General features: G+C 72.9%; 20 protein-coding genes. 11 read left to right on the forward strand and 9 right to left on the reverse strand.

Features of this window, described 5'->3' with window-relative positions; genetic code table 11:
- Positions 1-54: 54 nt before the first annotated feature.
- Entirely contained in the window at positions 55-1,071 is a 1,017-nt protein-coding gene (locus IM697_RS16860) for an ABC transporter permease (protein WP_194048507.1), read from the reverse strand.
- A 125-nt stretch (positions 1,072-1,196) separates the two neighbouring features.
- On the opposite strand from IM697_RS16860, the gene IM697_RS16865 reads away from it, so the two are divergent.
- The 7 genes from IM697_RS16865 to IM697_RS16895 all read left to right on the forward strand — a co-directional run bounded on the left by IM697_RS16865 (position 1,197) and on the right by IM697_RS16895 (position 6,495).
- Entirely contained in the window at positions 1,197-1,826 is a 630-nt protein-coding gene (locus IM697_RS16865; protein ID WP_194048508.1) for a TetR/AcrR family transcriptional regulator, read from the forward strand.
- Between the two features lie 133 nt (positions 1,827-1,959).
- On the forward strand, positions 1,960-2,262 hold the full coding sequence (locus tag IM697_RS16870) for an urease subunit gamma (protein ID WP_010988499.1): 303 nt from the start codon (positions 1,960-1,962) through the stop codon (positions 2,260-2,262).
- Positions 2,263-2,272: 10 nt separating this feature from the next.
- Positions 2,273-2,584, forward strand: a complete 312-nt coding sequence (locus IM697_RS16875; protein ID WP_194048509.1) for an urease subunit beta — start codon at positions 2,273-2,275, stop codon at positions 2,582-2,584.
- Positions 2,577-4,298, forward strand: coding sequence for an urease subunit alpha (locus IM697_RS16880; protein WP_194048510.1), 1,722 nt, complete (start codon positions 2,577-2,579; stop codon positions 4,296-4,298). The genes IM697_RS16875 and IM697_RS16880 overlap by 8 nt, the downstream gene beginning before the upstream one ends.
- Positions 4,299-4,312: 14 nt before the next feature.
- Positions 4,313-4,987: an urease accessory protein UreF gene (locus IM697_RS16885; protein WP_194048511.1), complete on the forward strand. Its 675-nt coding sequence runs from the start codon at positions 4,313-4,315 to the stop codon at positions 4,985-4,987.
- Between the two features lie 69 nt (positions 4,988-5,056).
- A complete protein-coding gene (gene ureG / locus IM697_RS16890) occupies positions 5,057-5,734 on the forward strand; it encodes an urease accessory protein UreG (RefSeq protein ID WP_194048512.1) in 678 nt (225 codons plus the stop codon).
- Positions 5,731-6,495 (forward strand): urease accessory protein UreD, encoded by a 765-nt coding sequence (locus IM697_RS16895; protein WP_228044704.1) that lies wholly within the window; start codon positions 5,731-5,733, stop codon positions 6,493-6,495. Before ureG ends, IM697_RS16895 begins: the two co-directional genes overlap by 4 nt.
- Positions 6,496-6,505: 10 nt before the next feature.
- Here IM697_RS16895 and IM697_RS16900 read toward each other — a convergent pair whose 3' ends face one another.
- The 6 genes from IM697_RS16900 to IM697_RS16925 all read right to left on the reverse strand — a co-directional run bounded on the left by IM697_RS16900 (position 6,506) and on the right by IM697_RS16925 (position 14,198).
- On the reverse strand, positions 6,506-7,234 hold the full coding sequence (locus IM697_RS16900; RefSeq protein WP_194048514.1) for a lysophospholipid acyltransferase family protein: 729 nt from the start codon (positions 7,232-7,234) through the stop codon (positions 6,506-6,508).
- Between the two features lie 325 nt (positions 7,235-7,559).
- Complete coding sequence (locus IM697_RS16905; protein ID WP_194048515.1) at positions 7,560-8,792, reverse strand: PP2C family protein-serine/threonine phosphatase; 1,233 nt, start codon at positions 8,790-8,792, stop codon at positions 7,560-7,562.
- Positions 8,793-8,902: 110 nt separating this feature from the next.
- Complete coding sequence (locus IM697_RS16910; protein ID WP_194048516.1) at positions 8,903-11,365, reverse strand: SpoIIE family protein phosphatase; 2,463 nt, start codon at positions 11,363-11,365, stop codon at positions 8,903-8,905.
- A 179-nt stretch (positions 11,366-11,544) separates the two neighbouring features.
- Positions 11,545-12,762 (reverse strand): ornithine--oxo-acid transaminase, encoded by a 1,218-nt coding sequence (rocD, locus tag IM697_RS16915; protein WP_194048517.1) that lies wholly within the window; start codon positions 12,760-12,762, stop codon positions 11,545-11,547.
- Positions 12,759-13,571: a dimethylargininase gene (gene ddaH / locus IM697_RS16920; RefSeq protein WP_194048518.1), complete on the reverse strand. Its 813-nt coding sequence runs from the start codon at positions 13,569-13,571 to the stop codon at positions 12,759-12,761. The genes rocD and ddaH overlap by 4 nt, the downstream gene beginning before the upstream one ends.
- 114 nt (positions 13,572-13,685) lie before the next feature.
- A complete protein-coding gene (locus tag IM697_RS16925; protein WP_194048519.1) occupies positions 13,686-14,198 on the reverse strand; it encodes an Lrp/AsnC family transcriptional regulator in 513 nt (170 codons plus the stop codon).
- An 88-nt stretch (positions 14,199-14,286) separates the two neighbouring features.
- Here IM697_RS16925 and IM697_RS16930 point away from each other — a divergent pair, with 88 nt between their 5' ends.
- Genes IM697_RS16930 through IM697_RS16945 form a run of 4 tightly spaced genes read left to right on the forward strand, consistent with a single transcriptional unit; the run spans position 14,287 to position 18,324 of the window.
- Positions 14,287-15,051, forward strand: coding sequence for a LytR/AlgR family response regulator transcription factor (locus IM697_RS16930; protein WP_194048520.1), 765 nt, complete (start codon positions 14,287-14,289; stop codon positions 15,049-15,051).
- A gap of 2 nt (positions 15,052-15,053) precedes the next feature.
- Positions 15,054-15,413: a hypothetical protein gene (locus tag IM697_RS16935; RefSeq protein ID WP_194048521.1), complete on the forward strand. Its 360-nt coding sequence runs from the start codon at positions 15,054-15,056 to the stop codon at positions 15,411-15,413.
- Positions 15,410-17,122 carry a sodium/solute symporter gene (locus IM697_RS16940; RefSeq protein WP_194048522.1) on the forward strand — a complete coding sequence of 571 codons (1,713 nt, stop codon included), beginning with the start codon at positions 15,410-15,412 and terminating at the stop codon, positions 17,120-17,122. Before IM697_RS16935 ends, IM697_RS16940 begins: the two co-directional genes overlap by 4 nt.
- A complete protein-coding gene (locus tag IM697_RS16945) occupies positions 17,119-18,324 on the forward strand; it encodes a sensor histidine kinase (protein ID WP_194048523.1) in 1,206 nt (401 codons plus the stop codon). The genes IM697_RS16940 and IM697_RS16945 overlap by 4 nt, the downstream gene beginning before the upstream one ends.
- A 3-nt stretch (positions 18,325-18,327) precedes the next feature.
- Here IM697_RS16945 and IM697_RS16950 read toward each other — a convergent pair whose 3' ends face one another.
- Together IM697_RS16950 and IM697_RS16955 are read right to left on the reverse strand one after the other, a co-directional pair.
- Positions 18,328-18,465: a hypothetical protein gene (locus tag IM697_RS16950; protein ID WP_194050166.1), complete on the reverse strand. Its 138-nt coding sequence runs from the start codon at positions 18,463-18,465 to the stop codon at positions 18,328-18,330.
- 45 nt (positions 18,466-18,510) lie between these two features.
- Complete coding sequence (locus IM697_RS16955; RefSeq protein WP_194048524.1) at positions 18,511-20,340, reverse strand: serine/threonine-protein kinase; 1,830 nt, start codon at positions 20,338-20,340, stop codon at positions 18,511-18,513.
- Between the last annotated feature and the right edge of the window lie 19 nt (positions 20,341-20,359).

Genomic DNA, 20,359 nt, shown 5'->3' on the forward strand with positions numbered 1-20,359 from the left:
TGCACCCCCGTCCGCTACAGCGGGGGTGCACGGTCGCTTCGGGGTGGCCGGCGGTCAGCCGACGGTGGCCAGTTCCCGCTCGGGTGCCCGCTCGGCGCTCGCCTTCCTCGCCTTGAGCGCGCTCCCCAGCAGTACGGCGCCCAGGCCCAGCGCGGCCCACCAGGTCAGGGTCAGCGCCGGGCCGGTCGCCGCCGCGCCGTCGAAGAAGGACACCGAGCGCAGCAGGGTCGTGCCCGCGCCGGGCGGCAGCCACTGGCCGATCACGCCGACCGGCTCCGGCAGCATCTGCGGTGCCGAGGGCGCGCCGGAGAAGGGGTTGCCGAACAGCATCACGGCGCCGGCCACGATCCCGACACCGGCGGTGCCGATGAGCGCGGCGAGCCCCGCGACGGCGGCACTCACCGCCAGCGTCGCCAGGGCGAGCACCCCGGCCTCCGCCCACCAGTCGCCGGTGAGCACCCCCAGCCAGCTGTGCGCGAGGGCGGCCGCGATCACGCCGATCAGTGCGGCGACGCCGACCAGCGCGCTCACGGCGCGCATGCCGCGCAGTCCGAGCAGGGTCACCGCGGCGCCCGCCGCAATGCCGGCCAGGGCCAGTGGCAGCACACTGGCGTTCAGGGCCGCGCCGCGCGGGTCGTTCTCGGGTGCGGGGACGACGTCGACGGTCCTGACCTGGGTGCCCTCGGCGGCGGCCTGCTCGGCCACCGCCTGCTGGAGGAGCTGGGCGACCGTCGGGCTCGCGGCCGATGCGGTCAGCAGTTCGGGCCCTTGGGGTGTGACGACGACCGCGCCGTATACGGTCCGGTCCTCGACGGCCTCCCGGGCCGCGGCCTCGTCGGCGTAGCGGTGGATCTCGAACGCGCCGTCCTTCTGGGCGAGCTGCCGCTCCACCTGGGCCGTGGCCGCGGCGGGCCCGGCCACGCCGAGCGGCAGGTCGCGGGGCGCGGTGCGGGCGGCGGGCCAGGCGAAGGCCCACAGGGCGAGGGCGGCGATGACGGGCACGAGGACGACGACCGCGATCAGGCGGCGACGCGCCGGGGCCCTGGTCGGCGTAGCGGAAGGGCTGGACATGGTCTCTCCCTGAGGGTCGGAGGTGCCGGACCTAAAAAGAAGGAGCGTTCGTTTTTGCTGTGCCACCACCGTCCTGCGCAATGTCGGCCCTTGTCAAGAAGGAATGTTCGTTTTACTTTTTGACCATGGCCCGTGTATCCCAGGAACACCTCGACGCCCGCCGCCGGCAGATCCTCGACGGCGCCGCGCGCCTCTTCGCGCGCAACGGCTTCCATGCCACGTCGATGCAGGACGTGCTGAAGGAGGTCGACCTCTCGGCCGGAGCGGTGTACCGCTACTTCAGCGGCAAGGACGAGCTGATCGCCGCCATCGCCCGGGAGGTGCTCGGCGAGGTGCGCACGGCGTTCGAGGACGTCGCCCGGCAGAGCCCGCCCCCGCCGCCGGACGTCCTGGTCGGCGAGGTCCTGAGCAGGGTGCTCGGCATCTGGGAGTCCCTGAGCGTCGACGCCGAGCCGGTGCTCCCGCGGCTGATCATGCAGGTGTGGGCGGAGACCGTGCGCCACGAGGAGCTCGCGGTCGTCCTGGCGCAGGGCTACGAGGCGGTGGAGCAGGGCTGGGTGCGGGTCGTCGAGGCGTACCAGGACGCCGGCCTGATGCGGTCGGACATCCCTGCCGAGGACGCCGCCCGCACCATGATCGGTGCCGTGCAGGGCTTCATCGCACAGCAGGCCCTGTTCGGAACGACCCCGGTCGAGATGCTGCAGAACGGGCTACGGGGTCTGATGAGCATGGGCGGCGCGGAGCCGGCGGCCTGATCGGATCACAGCTCGGTTAACTTGCTTGAAACTCGGTCCAACTAGCCTGCCGGTCCATGCCACCAGGGACTTTGCCCCGTGGCCGCGGCAACCGGACCCCGCACGGTCCGGAGCGAGGACTGTGAGGTGGGACGTGCAACTGACCCCGCACGAGCAAGAGAGGCTGCTCATCCACGTGGCGGCGGACGTCGCCGAGAAGCGCCGGGCCCGCGGGCTGAAGCTGAACCACCCCGAGGCGGTCGCCCTCATCACGTCGCACATCCTCGAGGGCGCCCGCGACGGCCGTACGGTCGCCGAGCTCATGTCCTCCGGGCGCAAGCTGCTCACCCGTGACGACGTCATGGAAGGCATCCCCGAGATGATCCACGACGTCCAGGTCGAGGCGACCTTCCCGGACGGCACCAAGCTCGTCACCGTCCACGACCCGATCGTCTGAGGAGGCCTCGTTGATCCCCGGAGAGATCCTCTTCGCCGACGGCCCGATCGCCTACAACGAGGGTCGTGAGGTCACCCGGCTGACCGTCCTCAACGCCGCCGACCGGCCCGTGCAGGTCGGCTCCCACTACCACTTCGCCGAGGCCAACCCCGGTCTGGACTTCGACCGCGCCGCAGCGCGCGGCAAGCGGCTCAACATCGCCGCCGGCACCGCCGTGCGCTTCGAGCCCGGGATCCCCGTCGACGTCGAACTCGTCCCGCTCACCGGCGCCCGCGTGGTGCCCGGACTGCGCGGCGAGACCGGAGGTGCCCTCGATGCCTGAGATCTCCCGCGCCGCGTACGCCGACCTGTTCGGCCCGACCACCGGTGACCGCATCCGGCTGGCCGACACCGATCTGCTGGTCGAGATCGAGGAGGACCGCTCCGGCGGACCCGGACTCGCCGGTGACGAGGCCGTGTTCGGCGGCGGCAAGGTCATCCGCGAGTCCATGGGCCAGTCGCGGGCCACGCGCGCCGACGGCACCCCCGACACGGTGATCACCGGCGTCGTGATCATCGACCACTGGGGCATCGTCAAGGCCGACGTCGGCATCCGCGACGGCCGGATCACCGGCATCGGCAAGGCGGGCAACCCCGACACCATGGACGGCGTGCACCCGGACCTCGTCATCGGCCCCGAGACCGAGATCATCGCCGGCAACGGACGGATCCTGACGGCCGGCGCCATCGACGCGCACGTCCACTTCATCTGCCCCCAGATCGCCGACGAGGCGCTGTCGGCGGGCATCACGACACTGATCGGCGGCGGCACCGGACCCGCCGAGGGGTCGAAGGCGACCACGGTCACGCCCGGCCCGTGGCACCTGGCCCGGATGCTGGAGGCGATGGAGCACCACCCCGTCAACTTCGGCCTGCTCGGCAAGGGCAACACCGTCTCCCACGAGGCGATGCTGTCCCAGATCCGCGGCGGCGCCCTCGGCCTCAAACTGCACGAGGACTGGGGCTCCACCCCGGCCGTCATCGACGCCTCGCTCACCGTCGCCGACCGGACCGGCATCCAGATCGCCATCCACACGGACACCCTCAACGAGGCCGGCTTCGTCGGCGACACGCTCGCCGCGATCGCCGGACGCGGCATCCACGCGTACCACACCGAGGGCGCGGGCGGCGGACACGCGCCGGACATCATGACCGTCGTCTCCGAGCCGCACGTGCTGCCCAGCTCGACCAACCCGACGCGGCCGTTCACCGTCAACACCGCCGAGGAACACCTCGACATGCTGATGGTGTGCCACCACCTCAACGCGGCCGTGCCCGAGGACCTCGCCTTCGCCGAGTCGCGGATCCGGCCGTCGACCATCGGGGCGGAGGACATCCTGCACGACCTGGGCGCGATCTCGATCATCTCGTCCGACTCGCAGGCCATGGGCCGGGTGGGCGAGGTCGTCATGCGGACCTGGCAGACCGCCCATGTGATGAAGGGGCGGCGCGGTGCGCTGCCGGGGGACGGGCGGGCCGACAACCTGCGGGTGCGGCGCTACGTGGCCAAATACACGATCAACCCGGCGCTCGCGCAGGGCCTCGGCGGCGAGATCGGCTCCGTGGAGAGCGGCAAGCTCGCCGACCTGGTGCTGTGGGAGCCGGCGTTCTTCGGCGTCAAGCCACACCTCGTCATCAAGGGCGGGCAGATCGCGTACGCGCAGATGGGCGACGCCAACGCGTCCATCCCGACGCCGCAGCCGATCCTGCCCCGGCCGATGTTCGGCGCGATCGGGCGTGCGCCCGCCTCGAACTCGGTCAACTTCGTGGCGCCGCTCGCGATCGAGGACGGCCTTCCGGAGCGGCTCCAGCTCGGGAAGCGGTTCGTGGCCATCGACTCGACGCGTGCGGTCACCAAGGCCGACATGCGGGAGAACGACGCCCGGCCCGACGTACGGATCGACCCCGACAGCTTCGCCGTGCACATCGACGGGGAACTGGTGGAGGCGACTCCTGCCGCCGAACTGCCCATGGCCCAGCGCTACTTCCTGTTCTGACGGCCGGGTTTCCGATGTCACGCGCAGCACTGCTCGTCCTCGCCGACGGCCGCTTTCCCGCCGGGGGCCACGCGCACTCCGGCGGGGCGGAGGCGGCCGTCAAGGCGGGGCGGATCACCGGGGCCGCGAGCCTGGAGGACTTCTGCCGGGGACGGTTGCACACGGCGGGCCTGGTCGCGGCCTCACTCGCCGCGGCGGCCGCCCTCGGCGTCGACGCGGAGGCCCTCGACGAGGCGGCCGACGCCCGTACGCCGTCGCCCGCGCTGCGGCTCGCCGCCCGCAAACTGGGGCGGCAGCTCATGCGGGCCGCTCGGGCGACATGGCCCGCGGCGGAACTCGACGCCCTGGCGCGCCGGTTCCCCAAGGGCGCCCATCAGCCGGTCGTGCTGGGGACCGTGGCGCGGGCCGCGGGCCTGGGAGCCGTCGAGGCGGCCTACTGCGCCGCGTACGAGAGCGTCAGCGGCCCGGCGACCGCGACGGTGCGGCTGCTGAGCCTCGATCCCTTCGACGCCACGGCCGTGCTGGCCCGGCTGGCGCCGGAGCTGGACCGGGTCGTGGACCGGGCGGTGGAGGCGGGGCGGCGAGTCGTCGACAGCGGCGTCGACGAGTTGCCCGCGGCGTCGGGGCCGCTGCTGGAGATCGGGGCGCAGGCGCACGCGGCGTGGGCCGTACGGCTGTTCGCGTCGTAGCACCCCACCCCCACCCCCACCACCGAACCAGGCCAGCCCTCAGCACCACCCGAACCGAAGGAGCCGCCCATGCACCTCGACCACTCCCACGACGGCCCCGGTGCCGTCAGCGCCGACGCCCAGCGCCCCGACGGATCCCGCCGGGCCCTGCGCATCGGCCTCGGCGGACCCGTCGGATCCGGCAAGACCGCGACCGTCGCCGCGCTGTGCCGCGCGCTGCGCGACGAACTGTCCCTGGCCGTCGTCACGAACGACATCTACACGCGCGAGGACGCCGAGTTCCTGCTGCGGGAGGCCGTGCTGCCGCCCGAGCGGATCACCGCCGTGGAGACGGGGGCGTGCCCGCACACCGCCATCCGCGACGACATCTCCGCGAACCTCGAAGCCGTCGAGGACCTGGAGGACGAGGTCGGTCCCCTCGATCTCGTCCTCGTCGAGTCCGGCGGGGACAACCTCACCGCCACCTTCTCCAAGGGGCTCGTCGACGCGCAGATCTTCGTGATCGACGTGGCCGGCGGGGACGACATCCCCCGCAAGGGAGGGCCCGGCGTCACCACCGCCGACCTGCTCGTCGTCAACAAGACCGACCTCGCCCCGTACGTCGGCTCCGACCTGGCGCGGATGGCGGCCGACGCCAAGGCGCAGCGCGCCGAACTGCCGGTCGTGTTCCAGTCGCTGCGCGGCGAGCCCGGAGTGCGGGACGTCGCCGCATGGGTGCGGGCGCGGCTCGAGGCGTGGACGGCATGACGACCGTCGCCGGCGGGGTGCGGGCCCACGCGCGGATCGTCGCCCGGGCCGACGGGCGGGGCGGTACGGCGCTGCCGGTGCTCGACGGCGAGGGGCCGCTCGCCCTGAGGCGGACCCGGGGGAGCGGTGCCGAGGCGCGGGTCGTGCTCGTCGGCGCGATGAGCGGGCCGCTCGGCGGCGACCACTTCACCGTCGAGGCCGAGGCGGCGGACGGCGCACTGCTGCGCGTCGGGTCGGCCGCGGCCACCATCGCGCTGCCGGGGCAGCACAAGGGCGAGGCCCGCTACGACGTACGGCTGTCCGTGGCCGACGGCGGCGAACTGCACTGGCTTCCCGAGCAGTTGATCTCCGCCCGCGGCAGTGACCTGCACGTCACGACCCGGGTCGAGGTCGGTGCGACGGGTCGGCTCGTGCTGCGTGAGGAACAGGTGCTCGGGCGGGCCGGGGAGGAGCCCGGGCGGCTCGGCAGCCGGATCCGGGTGCGCGTCGCCGGGCGGGTCGTCCTCGACCAGGAACTCTCCTGCGGGCCCGGGGCGCCGGGCGGCTGGGACGGGCCCGCAGGGCTCGGCGGCCTGCGTGCCGTCGGTCAACTCGTCGTCGTACGGCCGGAGTTCGCCGATGCTCCGGTGGCGGCCCGGATGCTGGGCGAGACCGCCGCCGTGATGCCGCTCGCCGGCCCCGCCGTGCTGGTGAGCGCGGCGGCGCGGGACGCGCTGCGGCTGCGCCGGGTGCTCGACGAGGCGCTGGAGTGCGTCGGCTGAGCGAGCCCGGTCAACTGATGGGCAGGCGCGGGAACTTGCGCTCCTTGTCCGCCTTGGTCGCGGCCTCCTGCTCCGCCTTGGCGACGGCCGCGTACTGGTCGACGTACTCCTGCTCCGAGAGCGACAGGATCGCGTACATGATCTCGTCGGTCACGGCGCGCAGGATCGCCTTCTCGTTCTCCATACCGGCGTAGCGGGAGAAGTCCAGGGGCTTTCCGAAGCGGATCGTCACCGGGTGGATGTTGGGGATGACCTTGCCCGGCGGCTGCGCCTCGAAGGTGCCGATCATCGCGCAGGGGATGACCGGGACCCCGGCCTTGAGCGCCATCACGGCCACGCCGACCTTGCCCTTGTAGAGGCGGCCGTCGTGGGAGCGGGTGCCCTCCGGGTAGATGCCGAGGAGTTCGTCCTTGCTCAGGACGCCGAGGCCCTCGCGGATCGCGGCCTGACCCGCCTCCTTGCCGGTGCGGTCGACCGGGATCTGGCCGGCGCTGCGGAAGAACGCCGCGGTCAGGCGGCCCCTGACGCCGGGGCCGGTGAAGTACTCCTTCTTGGCCAGGAAGGTGATGCGCCGCTTGAGGATCGCCGGCATCAGGAAGTGGTCCGAGAACGACAGGTGGTTGCCGGCGACGATGGCCGCTCCCGTGTCCGGTACGTGCTCAAGGCCCTCTATTCGGGGCCGGAAGACCAGTCTCAGCAGCGGTCCCAACAACACGTATTTCAGTACGTAGTAGAACAATGGGGGCGCTCCTCACTCGGAGTATCAGCTCGGGCCGCCGCGTTCTGGCAGGTCAACCAGCGTGCCATGGGGGTGCCAGTGTAGGCGCAGGGGTGGGCGGCCGGAACCGGGTCGGGGTCGGACGGATGCCGAACCATGCCGATTTTCCTGACTGGATGTCAGGAGGGCCGTGTGCGTCGGCGTTTCGCGGGTGGGGAGGGGCCGCCCGACCAGCCTGGTCCGCGGCGGATGGGCGCGGCAACCCGATGGTCCGGTTTGGCGTGATCACGATCGCCGGGTGGCAGGTGGCCCGCCCTTGCGGCGAGGCGGTGCGTCTGCTCGTCCATCACAGCCGCACGATCACCAGTGCCGTGTCGTCCGTCGCGCCGCCGGGGGGCAGCAGCTCCAGCAGCACGGCGTCGGCGAGGGGCTCGGGGTCGTCCGTGCGATGGCGGACGAGGGAGTCGGCGAGGCGGGCCAGCCCGGTGTCGATGTCCTCGTGGCGGCGCTCGACCAGTCCGTCGGTGTACAGCACGAGCGTGGCGCCGCTGGTGTAGGCGGTGACGGCCTCGGGGCGCGGCATCGGGTCGGGACGGGCGTCCAGCGGCGGGTCGGTGGCCCGGTCGAGGAACTCCACCCGCCCGTCGGGGTGGACCAGGGCGGGCGGCGGATGGCCCGCGCTGCTGTAGGCGATGGTGCGGGCGTCGAGGTCGATGAACGTCGTGACCGCGGTGGCCGATTCGGCGCCGTCGACGACATGGGCGTACCGCCCCAGCACGTCCAGCGCCTGGGCCGGGCCGTCGGCGACCCGGGAGGTCGCGGTCAGCGCGCTGCGCAACTGGCCCATGACACCGGCCGCCGCCAGTCCGTGCCCGACCACGTCGCCGACGGAGACGCCGATGCGGTTGCCGCCGACCAGCTCGACCAGGTCGTACCAGTCTCCGCACACATTGAGCGCGCCGACCGCGGGCCGGTAGCGCACGGCGGCCCGGCGGGTGCGCACCTGCCGGTGGGCGGGCAGCATCGCCTCCTGGAGGGCCAGGGCCACCTCGCGCTCGCGGGCGTGGGCCTGCCGCAGCCGTTCGTTGACCTGCTGCAGCTCCCGGGCCCGCGTGTACAGCTCGGCCTCCAGCACCCGCGCCCGGCTGCCGCCGCCCGTGCCACCGCGCAGCCGGATGAGTTCGGTGACCTCCTCCACCCGGTGGACCACCAGCACCACCTTCCCGTCGGGGCCGAAGACCGGCGCGTTGATCGGGCTCCAGTAACGCTCCTCCCACTCGCCGGGGCGCAGCGGGTCCTCGACGTCATAGCGCTGCAGCGCCATGGTGTCCCGCTCGCCGGTGGCCACCACGCGCAGCATCGAGGCCCGGACGTCGCGCATGCCGGTGGCGGTGGAGTCGTTGGGGTTCTCGGGGAAGACGTCGAAGATGTAGCGGCCCACCAGCTGGTCGCGGGTGCGTCCGGACAGGCGCTGGAAGTCCTCGTTGGCGTCCACGTAGACCAGTTCCGGGGTGAGCAGCGCCACCATCCCGGGCAGACCCTGGAAGACCGCCTCGTAGTCGATCGCCTTCTCGTCCATGGCTCTCGCCTCACCGCCGGGATCCGACCAGTCTTCCGCGCCATATGTGGCGTATGTATCGATGTACTACATCTGTTCAGATTCGTCAGGTCGAAGGGCGGAATCCGATCTCATGGCGAGGGATCCGTCAGGGGCTGCTCGGCCCAGATGATCTTCCCCTCGGGGACGAAGCGCGTGCCCCACCGCTGGGTGACCTGGGACACCAGCAGCAGCCCGCGGCCGCCCTCGTCGGTGGTGCGCGGATGACGCAGATGCGGGGCGGTGGCGCCGCCGTCGAAGACCTCGCAGACCAGCGCGCGCTCCTTGATCAGGCGCAGCCGGATGGGCCCCGCGGCGTACCGGATCGCATTGGTGACCAGCTCGCTGACCACCAGTTCTGTGGTGAACGCCAGCTCCTCCAGGCCCCATTCGGCCAGCAGCCGGGTGGCCGTCTTGCGGGCGGTGGCGACGGCGGCCGGGTCGGCGGGCAGATCCCAGTCGGCGACCTGCTCGGCGCCGAGCAGCCGGGTGCGGGCCATCAGCAGCGCCACGTCGTCGTGCGGACGGGCCGGCACCAGCGCGTCGACCACCGCCCGGCAGCGCAGGTCGAGGGTGTCCGCGCGCCGCTCCAGAGCCCGCCGCAACCGGTCCCGGTCGGCGTCCACCACCCCGTCGCCCTCCTCGCGTGCCAGCAGCCCGTCGGTGTGCAGGGCGAGCGTGCTGCCCGCCGCCAGGGCCAGCTCGACCGACTCGAACGGGGGGCCGCCCACCCCCAGCGGCGCCCCCTGCGGAAGGTCGACGAAGGTGACGTCGCCGTCGGGCAGCACGACGGCCGGCGCCGGATGGCCCGCGGCCGCCATGGTGCACTGCCCGTCGACCGGGTCGTAGACGACGTACACGCATCCGGAGCCCACGGACTGGGCGATGGCGGCCTCCTCCGCGCCCGCCTCGACACCCTCCTCGCGGGCCGACCGCGCCACCAGGTCGTCCAGGTGGGCGAGCACCTCCTCGGGCGGCAGGTCCAGCGCGGCGAGAGTCCGTACGGCGGTGCGCAGCCGGCCCATCGCCGCGGCGGCGTCGATGCCGTGCCCCGGCACCTCGCCCACCACCAGGGCGACCCGGCCGCCGGACAGGGTGATCAGGTCGTACCAGTCGCCGCCGAGGCCGGTCAGCTCGTCCGCCGGGCGGTAGCAGGCGGCGACCTCCACCGCGTCCTGCTCGGGCAGCCGGTGCGGGAGCAGACTGCGCTGCAGGACCAGCGCGGCGTCGCGCTCGCGGGTGTAGCGGCGGGCGTTGTCCACGCAGACGGCCGCGCGCGAGACCAGGTCCTCGGCGAGGGTCAGGTCGTCCTCGTCGAAGGGGTCCTGGCGGCGGCGCCGGAAGAACGTCGTCACGCCGAGGGTGACGCCCCGGGCTCGGATCGGAACGATCAACACGCTGTGCAGCCCCAGCTCCAGGAAGGTCGCCTCCCGGCCGCCGGGTATGCCGGTGGCCCACTCCCTGGCGAGCGGATCGAGACGCTCCTGACGCCAGGACATGCCCGTCGTCAGGGCGTGGATCGGCGGGGAACCGGCGTGGTAGGCGGCCACCTCGCCGATCGCGACGACGGCCTCCGGGACGTTCTCGTTCACCGACTGGTGCCCCGCGCGGCGCAGCGGCACATCGGCCGCGTCGCCCGGCGTCCCCGGGGCGAGCTCGGCGCCCGCCAGCACCGACTCCAGCAGGTCGACGGCGACGAAGTCGGCGAACGTCGGCACCGCCACATCGGACAGCTCCTGCGCGGTCTGCATGATGTCCAGGCTGCGGCCGATGCACTCCCCGGCCCGGTCGAGCAGGGCGAGGCGCTGCCGGGCGCGGTGCCGCTCGCTGATGTCGACGACCGTGTAGTACACGCCCATCGGACTGCCGTGCTCGTCGTCGAGCCGGGTGAACGACATCATGTGCGCCGTCTCGCGGTGCGGTGCCGACTGCACGAGGCCCACATGCTCGTACCCCACCACCGGATCCCCGGTCTCCAGCACGCGCTTCATCTGCGCCTCGATCGACTCGGCGTCCAGGCCCGGCTGGACGTCGGCCAGCCGCATCCCCAGCCGGTTCCTCGCCGGGCCGCCGCCGAACTGCTCCAGGGCCGCGTTCGACCACACGTACCGCAGATCGGTGTCCACGATCGCTATCCCGACGGGCGATCCGGCGACCATCTGCTCCAGCACCGGCCGGCTCATGGCCCACCCCGGGGCGTCGCCCATCTCGGACAGCAGCACCAGCCAGCGCGACGGCCCGGGCGGCCCCTGCGCCGAGGTGACCCGCACCATCACCCTGACCGGCTCCCCGCCCCGGCGTACCGCGGTCAGCAGCCCCGCCCAGCCGCCGTCCCTGCGACACTGCCGCTCGACGTCGGCCAGCCGCAGCGCGTCCTCGGCGGTCAGCAGACGACCGGCCTTCGCGCCCACCGCCTCGGCCGCGGGGTAGTCCAGCAGCCGCTCCGCGTCCCTGGTCCAGCCCGTCACCCGCCCCCGGGCGTCGAGCAGCAGGGCCGCAGCGTCCGCCACGTCGAACCACTGCCGGTCAACGCCCTGCTCCTCGAAAGTGCCCACGGCCGACCTCTCTGTCGCTGAGAGCGGTCTACCACCTCTTGTCCCCATCTTCACCCTTCCACTCACCCCCGCCTCTTTGCGGGGGCCGGGAGGGTGCGGAGCAGGGGCGGCAAATCAGAGGGCGGGTGTCCGGCGGCCCGGCTCCCGCGCCGGGAACCGGGCCGCCGAGCCACGCCGATCTACGCCAGTACCTTCTCCAGCGCCCCCAGCGCCTCCGTCAGCTCCTCCGCGGTGATCGTCAGCGGGGGAGCCAGCCGGATCGTGGAGCCGTGGGTGTCCTTGACCAGGACCCCCTCCCGGAGCAGGCGCTCGCCGATCTCGCGGCCCGTGCCGGCCTCCGGGTCGATGTCGACGCCCGCCCACAGGCCCCGCGCCCGGAAGCCGACGACGCCCTTGCCCAGCAGCGCCGACAGGCCGCCCCGCAGGACCACGCCCAGCTCCGCGGCCCGGCGCTGGAACTCGCCCGTCTCCAGCAGTCCGACCACGGCCGTGCCGACCGCCGCGGCCAGCGGGTTGCCGCCGAACGTCGAGCCGTGCTCGCCCGGCCGCAGGACGCCGAGCACCTCCCGGCGGGCCACCACCGCCGACACCGGCACGATCCCGCCGCCCAGCGCCTTGCCCAGCAGCAGCACGTCCGGCACGACCGACTCGTGCTCGACGGCGAGCGTACGGCCCGTGCGGCCGAGCCCCGACTGGATCTCGTCCGCCATGAACAGGCAGCCCTTGCGGCTGGTCAGCTCCCGCACCCCGGCCAGATAGCCGTGGTCGGGGATGAGGACACCCGCCTCGCCCTGGATCGGCTCCAGCAGCACCGCCGCCGTCGTCTCGTCGATCGCCGCCTCCAGCGCCGGCAGATCGTTGTACGGCACGATCCGGAAGCCCGGCGTGAAGGGGCCGAAGCCCTGCCGCGCGGTCTCGTCCGTGGAGAACGACACGATCGTCGTCGTACGGCCGTGGAAGTTCTCGGCCGCCACCACGATCGTCGCCCGGTCCGCCGGGACGCCCTTCACCTCGTACGCCCACTTGCGGGCCACCTTGATGCCGCTCTCCACGGCCTCGGCGCCCGTGTTCATCGGCAGCACCATGTCCAGGCCGGTCAGCGCCGCGAGCCGCTCGGCGAACTCCGCGAGCCTGTCGTTGTGGAACGCCCGGGACGTCAGGGTCAGCCGGTCGAGCTGGCTGTGCGCCGCCTCGGTCAGCGCCGGATGGCGGTGCCCGAAGTTCAGCGCCGAGTAGCCCGCCAGCATGTCGAGGTAGCGGCGGCCCTCCACGTCCTCCACCCAGGTGCCCTCGGCACGTGCGACGACCACGGGCAGCGGGTGGTAGTTGTGCGCCAGGACCGGTTCCTCGGCGCGGATCAGATCGGTGGACGAACGGGTCTGCGCGGGCGCGGTCATGAGCGGATCTCCTGGGTGCAGCACTTGATGCCACCGCCGGCCTTGCGGAACTCCGACAGGTCGACGGGGACGGGGACATAGCCGCGCTCGTCAAGCCGGGCGGCGAGCGCCTCGGCCTGCGGCGCGATGAAGACATGGCGGCCGTCGGACACGGAGTTCAGGCCGAACGCCGCCGCGTCGTCGCGGGTGGCGAGCACCGCCTCCGGGTACAGCCGCGCGAGCACCTCACGGCTGCCCGGCGAGAACGCCTCCGGGTAGTAGGCGATGTTGTCGTTATCGAGCACGAACAACGCCGTGTCCAGGTGGTAGAAGTACGGGTCCACCAGCGTCAGGCTGATCACCGGGTGGCCGAAGAACTCCTGCACCTCGCGGTGCGCGTCCCGGGTGGTGCGGAAACCGGTGCCGGCGAGCACATAGCGGCCCGTCCAGACCAGGTCGCCCTCGCCCTCGCACACCGACTCGGGCCGGTACACGTCGAAGCCCGCCGTCTTGAACCACGTCTCGTAGTGCGTGGACTCCGGGCGGCGCTCGGGCGCGTGGAACAGGGATCCGAAGACGCGGCCGCCGACGACGACCGCCGAGTTCGCGGCGAACACCATGTCGGGGAGACCGGCGACCGGCTCCAGGGTGTCGACCGCGTGGTCGTGGGAACGGTAGGCGTGGATCAGCGCCTGCCACTGCTCCTGGGCCAGATCGACGTCCACCCGGACGTCGGGCTGCATCCAGGGGTTGATCGCGTACTGCACGGCGAAGTGTCTGGGTTCGCAGACGAGGAAGCGCCGCCGGCGCGGCACACGGGTTTCGGGCACAGAGGGGTTCCTCCGCTTCCTACGGTGTCGATGAGGATTGAGACCAAGGTAGGAAGCGACGTCGACGAGCGACAAGAAACCAGTATTGCGTGTCCACGCAGGAATGCTGCGTCTTCAGGCCGGTCGGCGCACGTGTGCTGCGTCGTTCGGCACGGGCTGGCTGGCGCCCGCCTCGGGGCTCTCCGGGATGAGATGGGACAGCACCATCACGCTGATCGTCTTGCGGATGAACGGCTCGACCCGGATGCGCTCCAGCACCTCCTCGAAGTGCTCCACATCCCGCGCCCGCACATGCAGCAGCGCGTCCGCGCCCCCCGTCACGGTCATCGCCGCCGTGATCTCCGGATGGTTGCGGACCACCTCCGCCAGCCGCCGCGGCGGGGCCGCCCCCTCGCAGTAGACCTCGACATACGCCTCCGTACGCCAGCCCAGCGCCGACGGCTTGACCGTGGCCGTGAACCCGGTGATCACCCCGGTGTCGCGCAGCCGGTCCACGCGCCGCTTGACCGCCGTCGCCGACAGCCCGACGCTCGTGCCGATCTCGGCGAAACTCGTCCGGGCGTTCGCCATCAGGGCCGTGATGATCTTCCGGTCGAGTTCGTCGAAAGAGGCCGCGCCGCTGTTCATGAGGGCACTGTAAGCGGCACGACACCCAGCGCGAACGTGTACGCAGCCCACATGTCCAGGCGCGCCCATTGCTCTTACACTCCCGTTCATGCTGCGCGCCCTGGCTGTCGACGACGAACGCCCCTCGCTGGAGGAGCTGCTGTACCTGCTGAACGCGGACCCGCGCATCGGCAGCGCGGAGGGCGCCGGCGACGCGACCGAGGCGCTGCGCCGGATCAACCGCGCCCTGGAGTCGGGACCCGACGGCCCGGAGTCGATCGACGTCGTCTTCCTCGACATCAACATGCCCGGCCTCGACGGCCTGGACCTGGCCCGGCTGCTCACCGGCCTCGCCAAGCCGCCGCTCGTGGTGTTCGTCACCGCCCACGAGGACTTCGCCGTCCACGCCTTCGACCTCAAGGCCGTCGACTACGTGCTCAAGCCGGTGCGCAAGGAGCGCCTCGCGGAGGCCGTCCGCCGCGTCGTCGAACTGCGTGGCGCCGAGCCCCGTGACACCGCGCCCCGAATACCCGTGAGCGAACCCGACCCCGACCACATCCCGGTCGAGCTCGGCGGCGTGACCCGCTTCGTCGCCGTCGACGACATCACCCACGTCGAGGCCCAGGGCGACTACGCCCGTCTGCACACCGACAGGGGCAGCCACCTCGTCCGCATCCCCCTGTCGACCCTGGAGGAGCGCTGGCGCTCCCGCGGCTTCGTCCGCATCCACCGCCGCCACCTCGTCGCCCTGCGCCACATCGGCGAGCTCCGCCTGGACGCGGGCACCGTCAGCGTCATGGTCGGCTCCGAGGAACTCCAGGTCAGCCGCCGACACGCGCGCGAGCTGCGGGACCTGCTCATGAGGAGGCCGTGACGATGCCCCAGAGCCCCGCCGAACGCCGCGTCGTCGTCACCGGCCCGCCCCGGCGCACCCGCCCCGTCTCCGGCTACTACCGCCCCCGCACCGAGATCGACGAGCAGACCACCCTCGGCCACACCTACGTCCGCTCCCTGATGCGCACCCAGCTGCGCGCCGGCCTCACCGTGTTCGCGGTCCTCGGCCTGCTCATCGGCCCCCTGCCCCTGCTGTTCGCCGCCATGCCGGACGCCCGCGGCCTGGTATGGCTGGTCCTCGGCTTCGGCCTCTACGCCCCGCTGGTCCTGCTCGCCCGCTGGTACGTCCGGCGCGCCGAACGCAACGAGCGGGACTTCGTACGCCTCGTAGAGGACCGATGAACTCCGGCTACGCCGTCCCCGCCGTCGCCCTGGTCGTCCTCGCGACCGTCCTCGTCGGCGCCTTCGGCCTGCGCATCTCCCGCACCACCTCCGACTTCTACGTCGCCTCCCGCACCGTCGGCCCCCGCCTCAACGCGGCCGCGATCAGCGGCGAGTACCTCTCCGCCGCCTCCTTCCTCGGCATCGCGGGCCTGGTCCTCGTCCAGGGCCCCGACATGCTCTGGTACCCGGTCGGCTACACCGCCGGCTACCTGGTCCTGCTGCTGTTCGTCGCGGCCCCGCTGCGCCGCTCCGGCGCCTACACGCTCCCCGACTTCGCCGAGGCCCGCCTGTCCTCCCAGGCGGTGCGGCGCCTCGCGGGCGCCTTCGTCGTCGGCACCGGCTGGCTGTATCTGCTGCCCCAGCTCCAGGGCGCCGGACTGACGCTGACCGTGCTGGCCGGCGCGCCCGACTCGCTCGGCGGAGTGATCGTCGCGGTCGTCGTGGTCGCCATCGTCGCCGCGGGCGGCATGCGCAGCATCACCTTCGTACAGGCCTTCCAGTACTGGCTCAAACTCACCGCCCTGCTCGTCCCGGCCCTCTTCCTGATCCTCGCCTGGCAGGGCGACGGCGCCCCCCGCCATGCCTTCGACGAACCGGCGACCTTCCGCGAGCAGCGAGTCGTCCGCGTCGACGACTCCCTCAAGCTCAAGCTCGACCGCCCGCTGTCCGTCACCGTCAGCGGCACGATCGACGGCCGCGACCACGAGGACGACCGGCTCGAACTCCCCGCCGGCACCCACCGCATCGAGGCCGGCACCCGCCTGACCTTCGCCGAGGGCGCCGAGGTCCCCGAACGCGACCGCAGCGCCGGCGGCGGACTGTCCCCGTCGCTGGCCGAGAGCCGCGGCGAACGCCCGCTGTACGCCACGTACGGACTGATCCTCGCCACCTTCCTCGGCACCATGGGTCTGCCGCACGTCGTCGTGCGCTTCTACACCAGCCCGCACGGCGTCGCCGCCCGCCGCACCACCGTCGCCGTGCTCGGCCTGATCGGCGCCTTCTACCTCCTGCCGCCCGTCTATGGCGCCCTCGGCCGCCTCTACGCCCCCGAACTCACCCTCACCGGCGACGCGGACGCCGCCGCCCTGCTGCTGCCCGACCGCGTGATCGGCGGCCTGGGCGGGGACCTGCTCGGCGCGCTGGTCGCGGGCGGCGCCTTCGCCGCGTTCCTGTCCACGGCGTCCGGCCTGACCATGGCCGTCGCGGGCGTGCTCACCCAGGACGTGCTCCCCTCGCGCGGCGTACGGCACTTCCGGCTCGGCACCGTCATCGCCATGGCCGTACCGCTCGCAGCGAGCGTCCTGGTCGGCGGGCTGCCCGTCGCCGACGCGGTGGGCCTCGCCTTCGCGGTGTCGGCGTCCTCCTTCTGCCCGCTGCTCGTCCTCGGCATCTGGTGGCGCCGGCTCACCCCACCGGGCGCCGCCGCCGGGATGCTGGTGGGCGGCGGCTCCGCACTGCTCGCCGTGGCGGCGACGATGGCCGGCTTCCCGGGGTCCGGCGCGCTGCACGCGCTGCTCGCCTGGCCCGCGCTCTGGTCGGTGCCGCTGGGCTTCCTCACGATGGTCCTGGTGTCCCTGGCCACCCCGGGCCGGGTGCCGCCCGGCACTGCGGCGATCCTGGCGCGGTTCCATCTGCCGGAGGAGCTGCGGGCGGAGGTGAAGGCGTGAGCGGATTCATCGCGGGCCTGTGCGTGGCGATCCTCCCGCTGCTCGCCGCCGGCTTCTGGCTCGGCCGGCGCACCGCCCGCCCCGAGACCCTCGGCGACCTCGGCACCCCCGTCGAGCACGCCACCTTCGAGACCCTGCACACCGCCTCGCTCGCCGCACCCCCGCTGCGGGCCGGCCTCACGGAGGAGACCGCCCGCAGATCGGCCCGTCGGCTGCGCTCACTCCTCGGCACCGACGCGCTGTGCCTGACGGACGAGAAGGACGTCCTGGTCTGGGACGGGATCGGCGGCCATCACCGCACGGAGATCATGGAACTCCTCGCCGGCCCCCTCGACTCGGGCCGCGGCGAGGCCTTTCCGCTCACCTGCGACACCCCCGACTGCCCGGTGCGCTGGGCGGTCGTCGCCCCGCTCACCGTCGACGACCGTGTGCACGGCGCCCTCGTCGCCTGCGCGCCCCGCGAGTCGGCGGTGCTCGTCCGCGCGGCGGGCGAGGTGGCCCGCTGGGTGTCCGTGCAGCTGGAGCTGGCCGACCTGGACCAGTCCCGCACCCGGCTGATCGAGGCCGAGATCAAGGCGCTGCGGGCCCAGATCTCCCCGCACTTCATCTTCAACTCGCTCGCCGTGATCGCCAGCTTCGTGCGCACCGACCCCGAACGCGCCCGTGAACTGCTCCTGGAATTCGCCGACTTCACCCGCTACTCGTTCCGCAAGCACGGCGACTTCACCACCCTGGCCGACGAGCTGCACGCCATCGACCACTATCTGGCGCTGGTGCGGGCACGCTTCGGCGACCGCCTCTCCGTCACCCTCCAGATCGCCCCGGAGGTACTGCCGGTCGCCCTGCCCTTCCTGTGCCTGCAGCCGCTCGTCGAGAACGCCGTCAAGCACGGCCTGGAGGGCAAGGCCGACAAGTGCCACATCCAGATCACCGCACAGGACGCCGGCGCCGAGGCCCTCGTCGTCATCGAGGACGACGGCGCCGGAATGGATCCCGTCCTGCTGCACCGCATCCTCGCGGGCGAGGTCAGCCCGTCGGGCGGCATCGGCCTGTCGAACGTCGACGACCGGCTCCGGCAGGTCTACGGCGACGACTACGGCCTCGTCATCGAGACCGCCCTGGGCGCGGGCATGAAGGTCACCGCCCGGCTGCCGAAGTACCAGCCGGGCGTGCACTCCGCCGGGCGGCTCACCCGGGAGTGAGGCTCAGGTGCTGCGGCTGACCACCATCCCCAGCGTGATCAGACCCAGCACCACCCACCCGAACCACAACCAGCCGTTGCTCCCCAGCGCCACCGTGTAGGCCGTCACCATGACGAGGCCGCCGACGGTGAGCACCCCCATCGTTTTCGTAGAACTGTCCGTAGAACCGGGCATCGCAACACCCTCCTAAGGTTCGTCCCCCTCCATGGTGCCCCCGTTCTGCTTCCGGACGGTGCAGACGACGAAATGAGACCCCGACTTCCAGGACCCCGCGCTCGTCCAGGAGCCCGCCGTGTACACGGAAGGATCGAATCCGAAGTCGCGCGGCGGCACCTGACGGGCACACACCGTGTCCGACTCCGTACGTGCCTCACTCAGCGTGACATCGGCGCCCATCCGGGCGAACCCGAGCACCTGCTCGTCGTACGCCCCGGCACAGGACACCAGCCGAGCGTCCCGGGGGGAGCGCACGTCCAGGCAGTCCCGCCGCTGCATGGTCGCCGTGTCCGCGAACGCCGACCCGACCTCGCGGTGCTCGCCCAGCGGCCCGTACACCGGCCCGTGCGCGCCCAGCACCAGACAGGCGGTGCGCCGTCCGGCGGCCTCGAACCCCGCCTCGGTCGGTACGACGGCGAAGCCGCGCACATCCGCCAGCTTCTCCCGGACCTCCGCCGTCCGCGCCTCGCACTGCGCCGGCCCCTCCCGCCGTGCCTCGGCGGCGGACGCCGCGGCGACGAACGCCATCACCTGCCCGTCGGGCGCCCGCTCCCGGCAGCTCGGGTCCAGACTCAGCCGGGGCGTGCCCCGGAAGGCGGCCGCGCCGGGCCAGTCCGCGAGCACACAGTCACCGTCCTGCAGCGGCGCACCGAGTCCGACGGCGTCACCGTACGGCCGCTCCGTCCCGGCGGTTGCGGACCGCTGGGACAGGGCGTACCAGACGCCGGCCCCCGCGAGCGCCAGACCGAGCAGGCCGGCGAGGACCGCGTGGCGCACGCGCGGGCCGGTCCGAGGCCCGCTGCCCGGCCGCTCGGGCACGGGCGGCGGGCCGAACCCCACCGCGTCCGGCACCGGCACCGGCTCCGGAGGCGGCGCGCCACCCCAGTGCGGCTGCGAACCGAGATCGGTCCGGGTCCGCGCGTAGGCGTCGGCCTCCGGGACGACGATCCGCGACAGCGCCGCCTCCGCCTGCGCGGCCGACATCCGCCGCGCCGGATCCTTCTCCAGCAGGCCTCGCAGCACGGGCGCCAGGGCCCCGGCCCGCGAGGCCGCCCGGGGCTCCTCCATGACCACGGCGGTGAGCTCCGCCAGATGCGACTCGCGCTCGAAGGGGCCCCGGCCCTCGACGCCGTAGTACAGCGTGCAGCCCAGCGAGAACAGATCGGTGGACGGCGTGGGCGCCCCGCCCGTGATCCGCTCCGGCGCCAGATAGCCCGCCGTGCCCACGAGCACCGACCCCAGCGTGTACCGCGTCTCACCGGCGTCCGGCTGCACCGAGATGCCGTAGTCGGTGAGCAGCACCCGGCCGTACGGCGCCCCGCTGCGGTCCGGCGCCAGCAGGATGTTCGCCGGCTTCACGTCCCGGTGCAGGACGCCCCGCTCGTGCCCGGCGGTCAGCGCGTCCAGCACGGCGAGCCCGATGCGGGCGCACTCCGCGGGCGCCAGCGGGCCGCGCTGTTCGATCAGGTCGCGCAGGTTGACGGCGCCCTCGACGTACTCCATGACGATCCACGGCAGCCCCTCGTGCTCCAGTACGTCGTGCACGGTCACCACATGCGGATGCCCGCGCAGCCCCGCCGCGTGCCGTGCCTCCGCGCGGGCGCGGGCCACCCGGGCCTCGCGCTGGTCGGCCGCGACCGGGTCCCGGAACACGATCTCCTTGAGCGCGACCTCGCAGGCCAGTCTCTGGTCGTACGCGAGCCAGACATGGCCCATACCGCCGCTGCCGAGCGGGTTCAGCAGCAGATAGCGGCCGGCGATGACCCGGCCCACTCCCGACGTCGGTGATCCTGAAGGCATCCGGTGACTCCCGGGGTCT

It is taken from the genome of Streptomyces ferrugineus (assembly GCF_015160855.1).
In the GTDB taxonomy this organism is placed as follows: domain Bacteria; phylum Actinomycetota; class Actinomycetes; order Streptomycetales; family Streptomycetaceae; genus Streptomyces; species Streptomyces ferrugineus.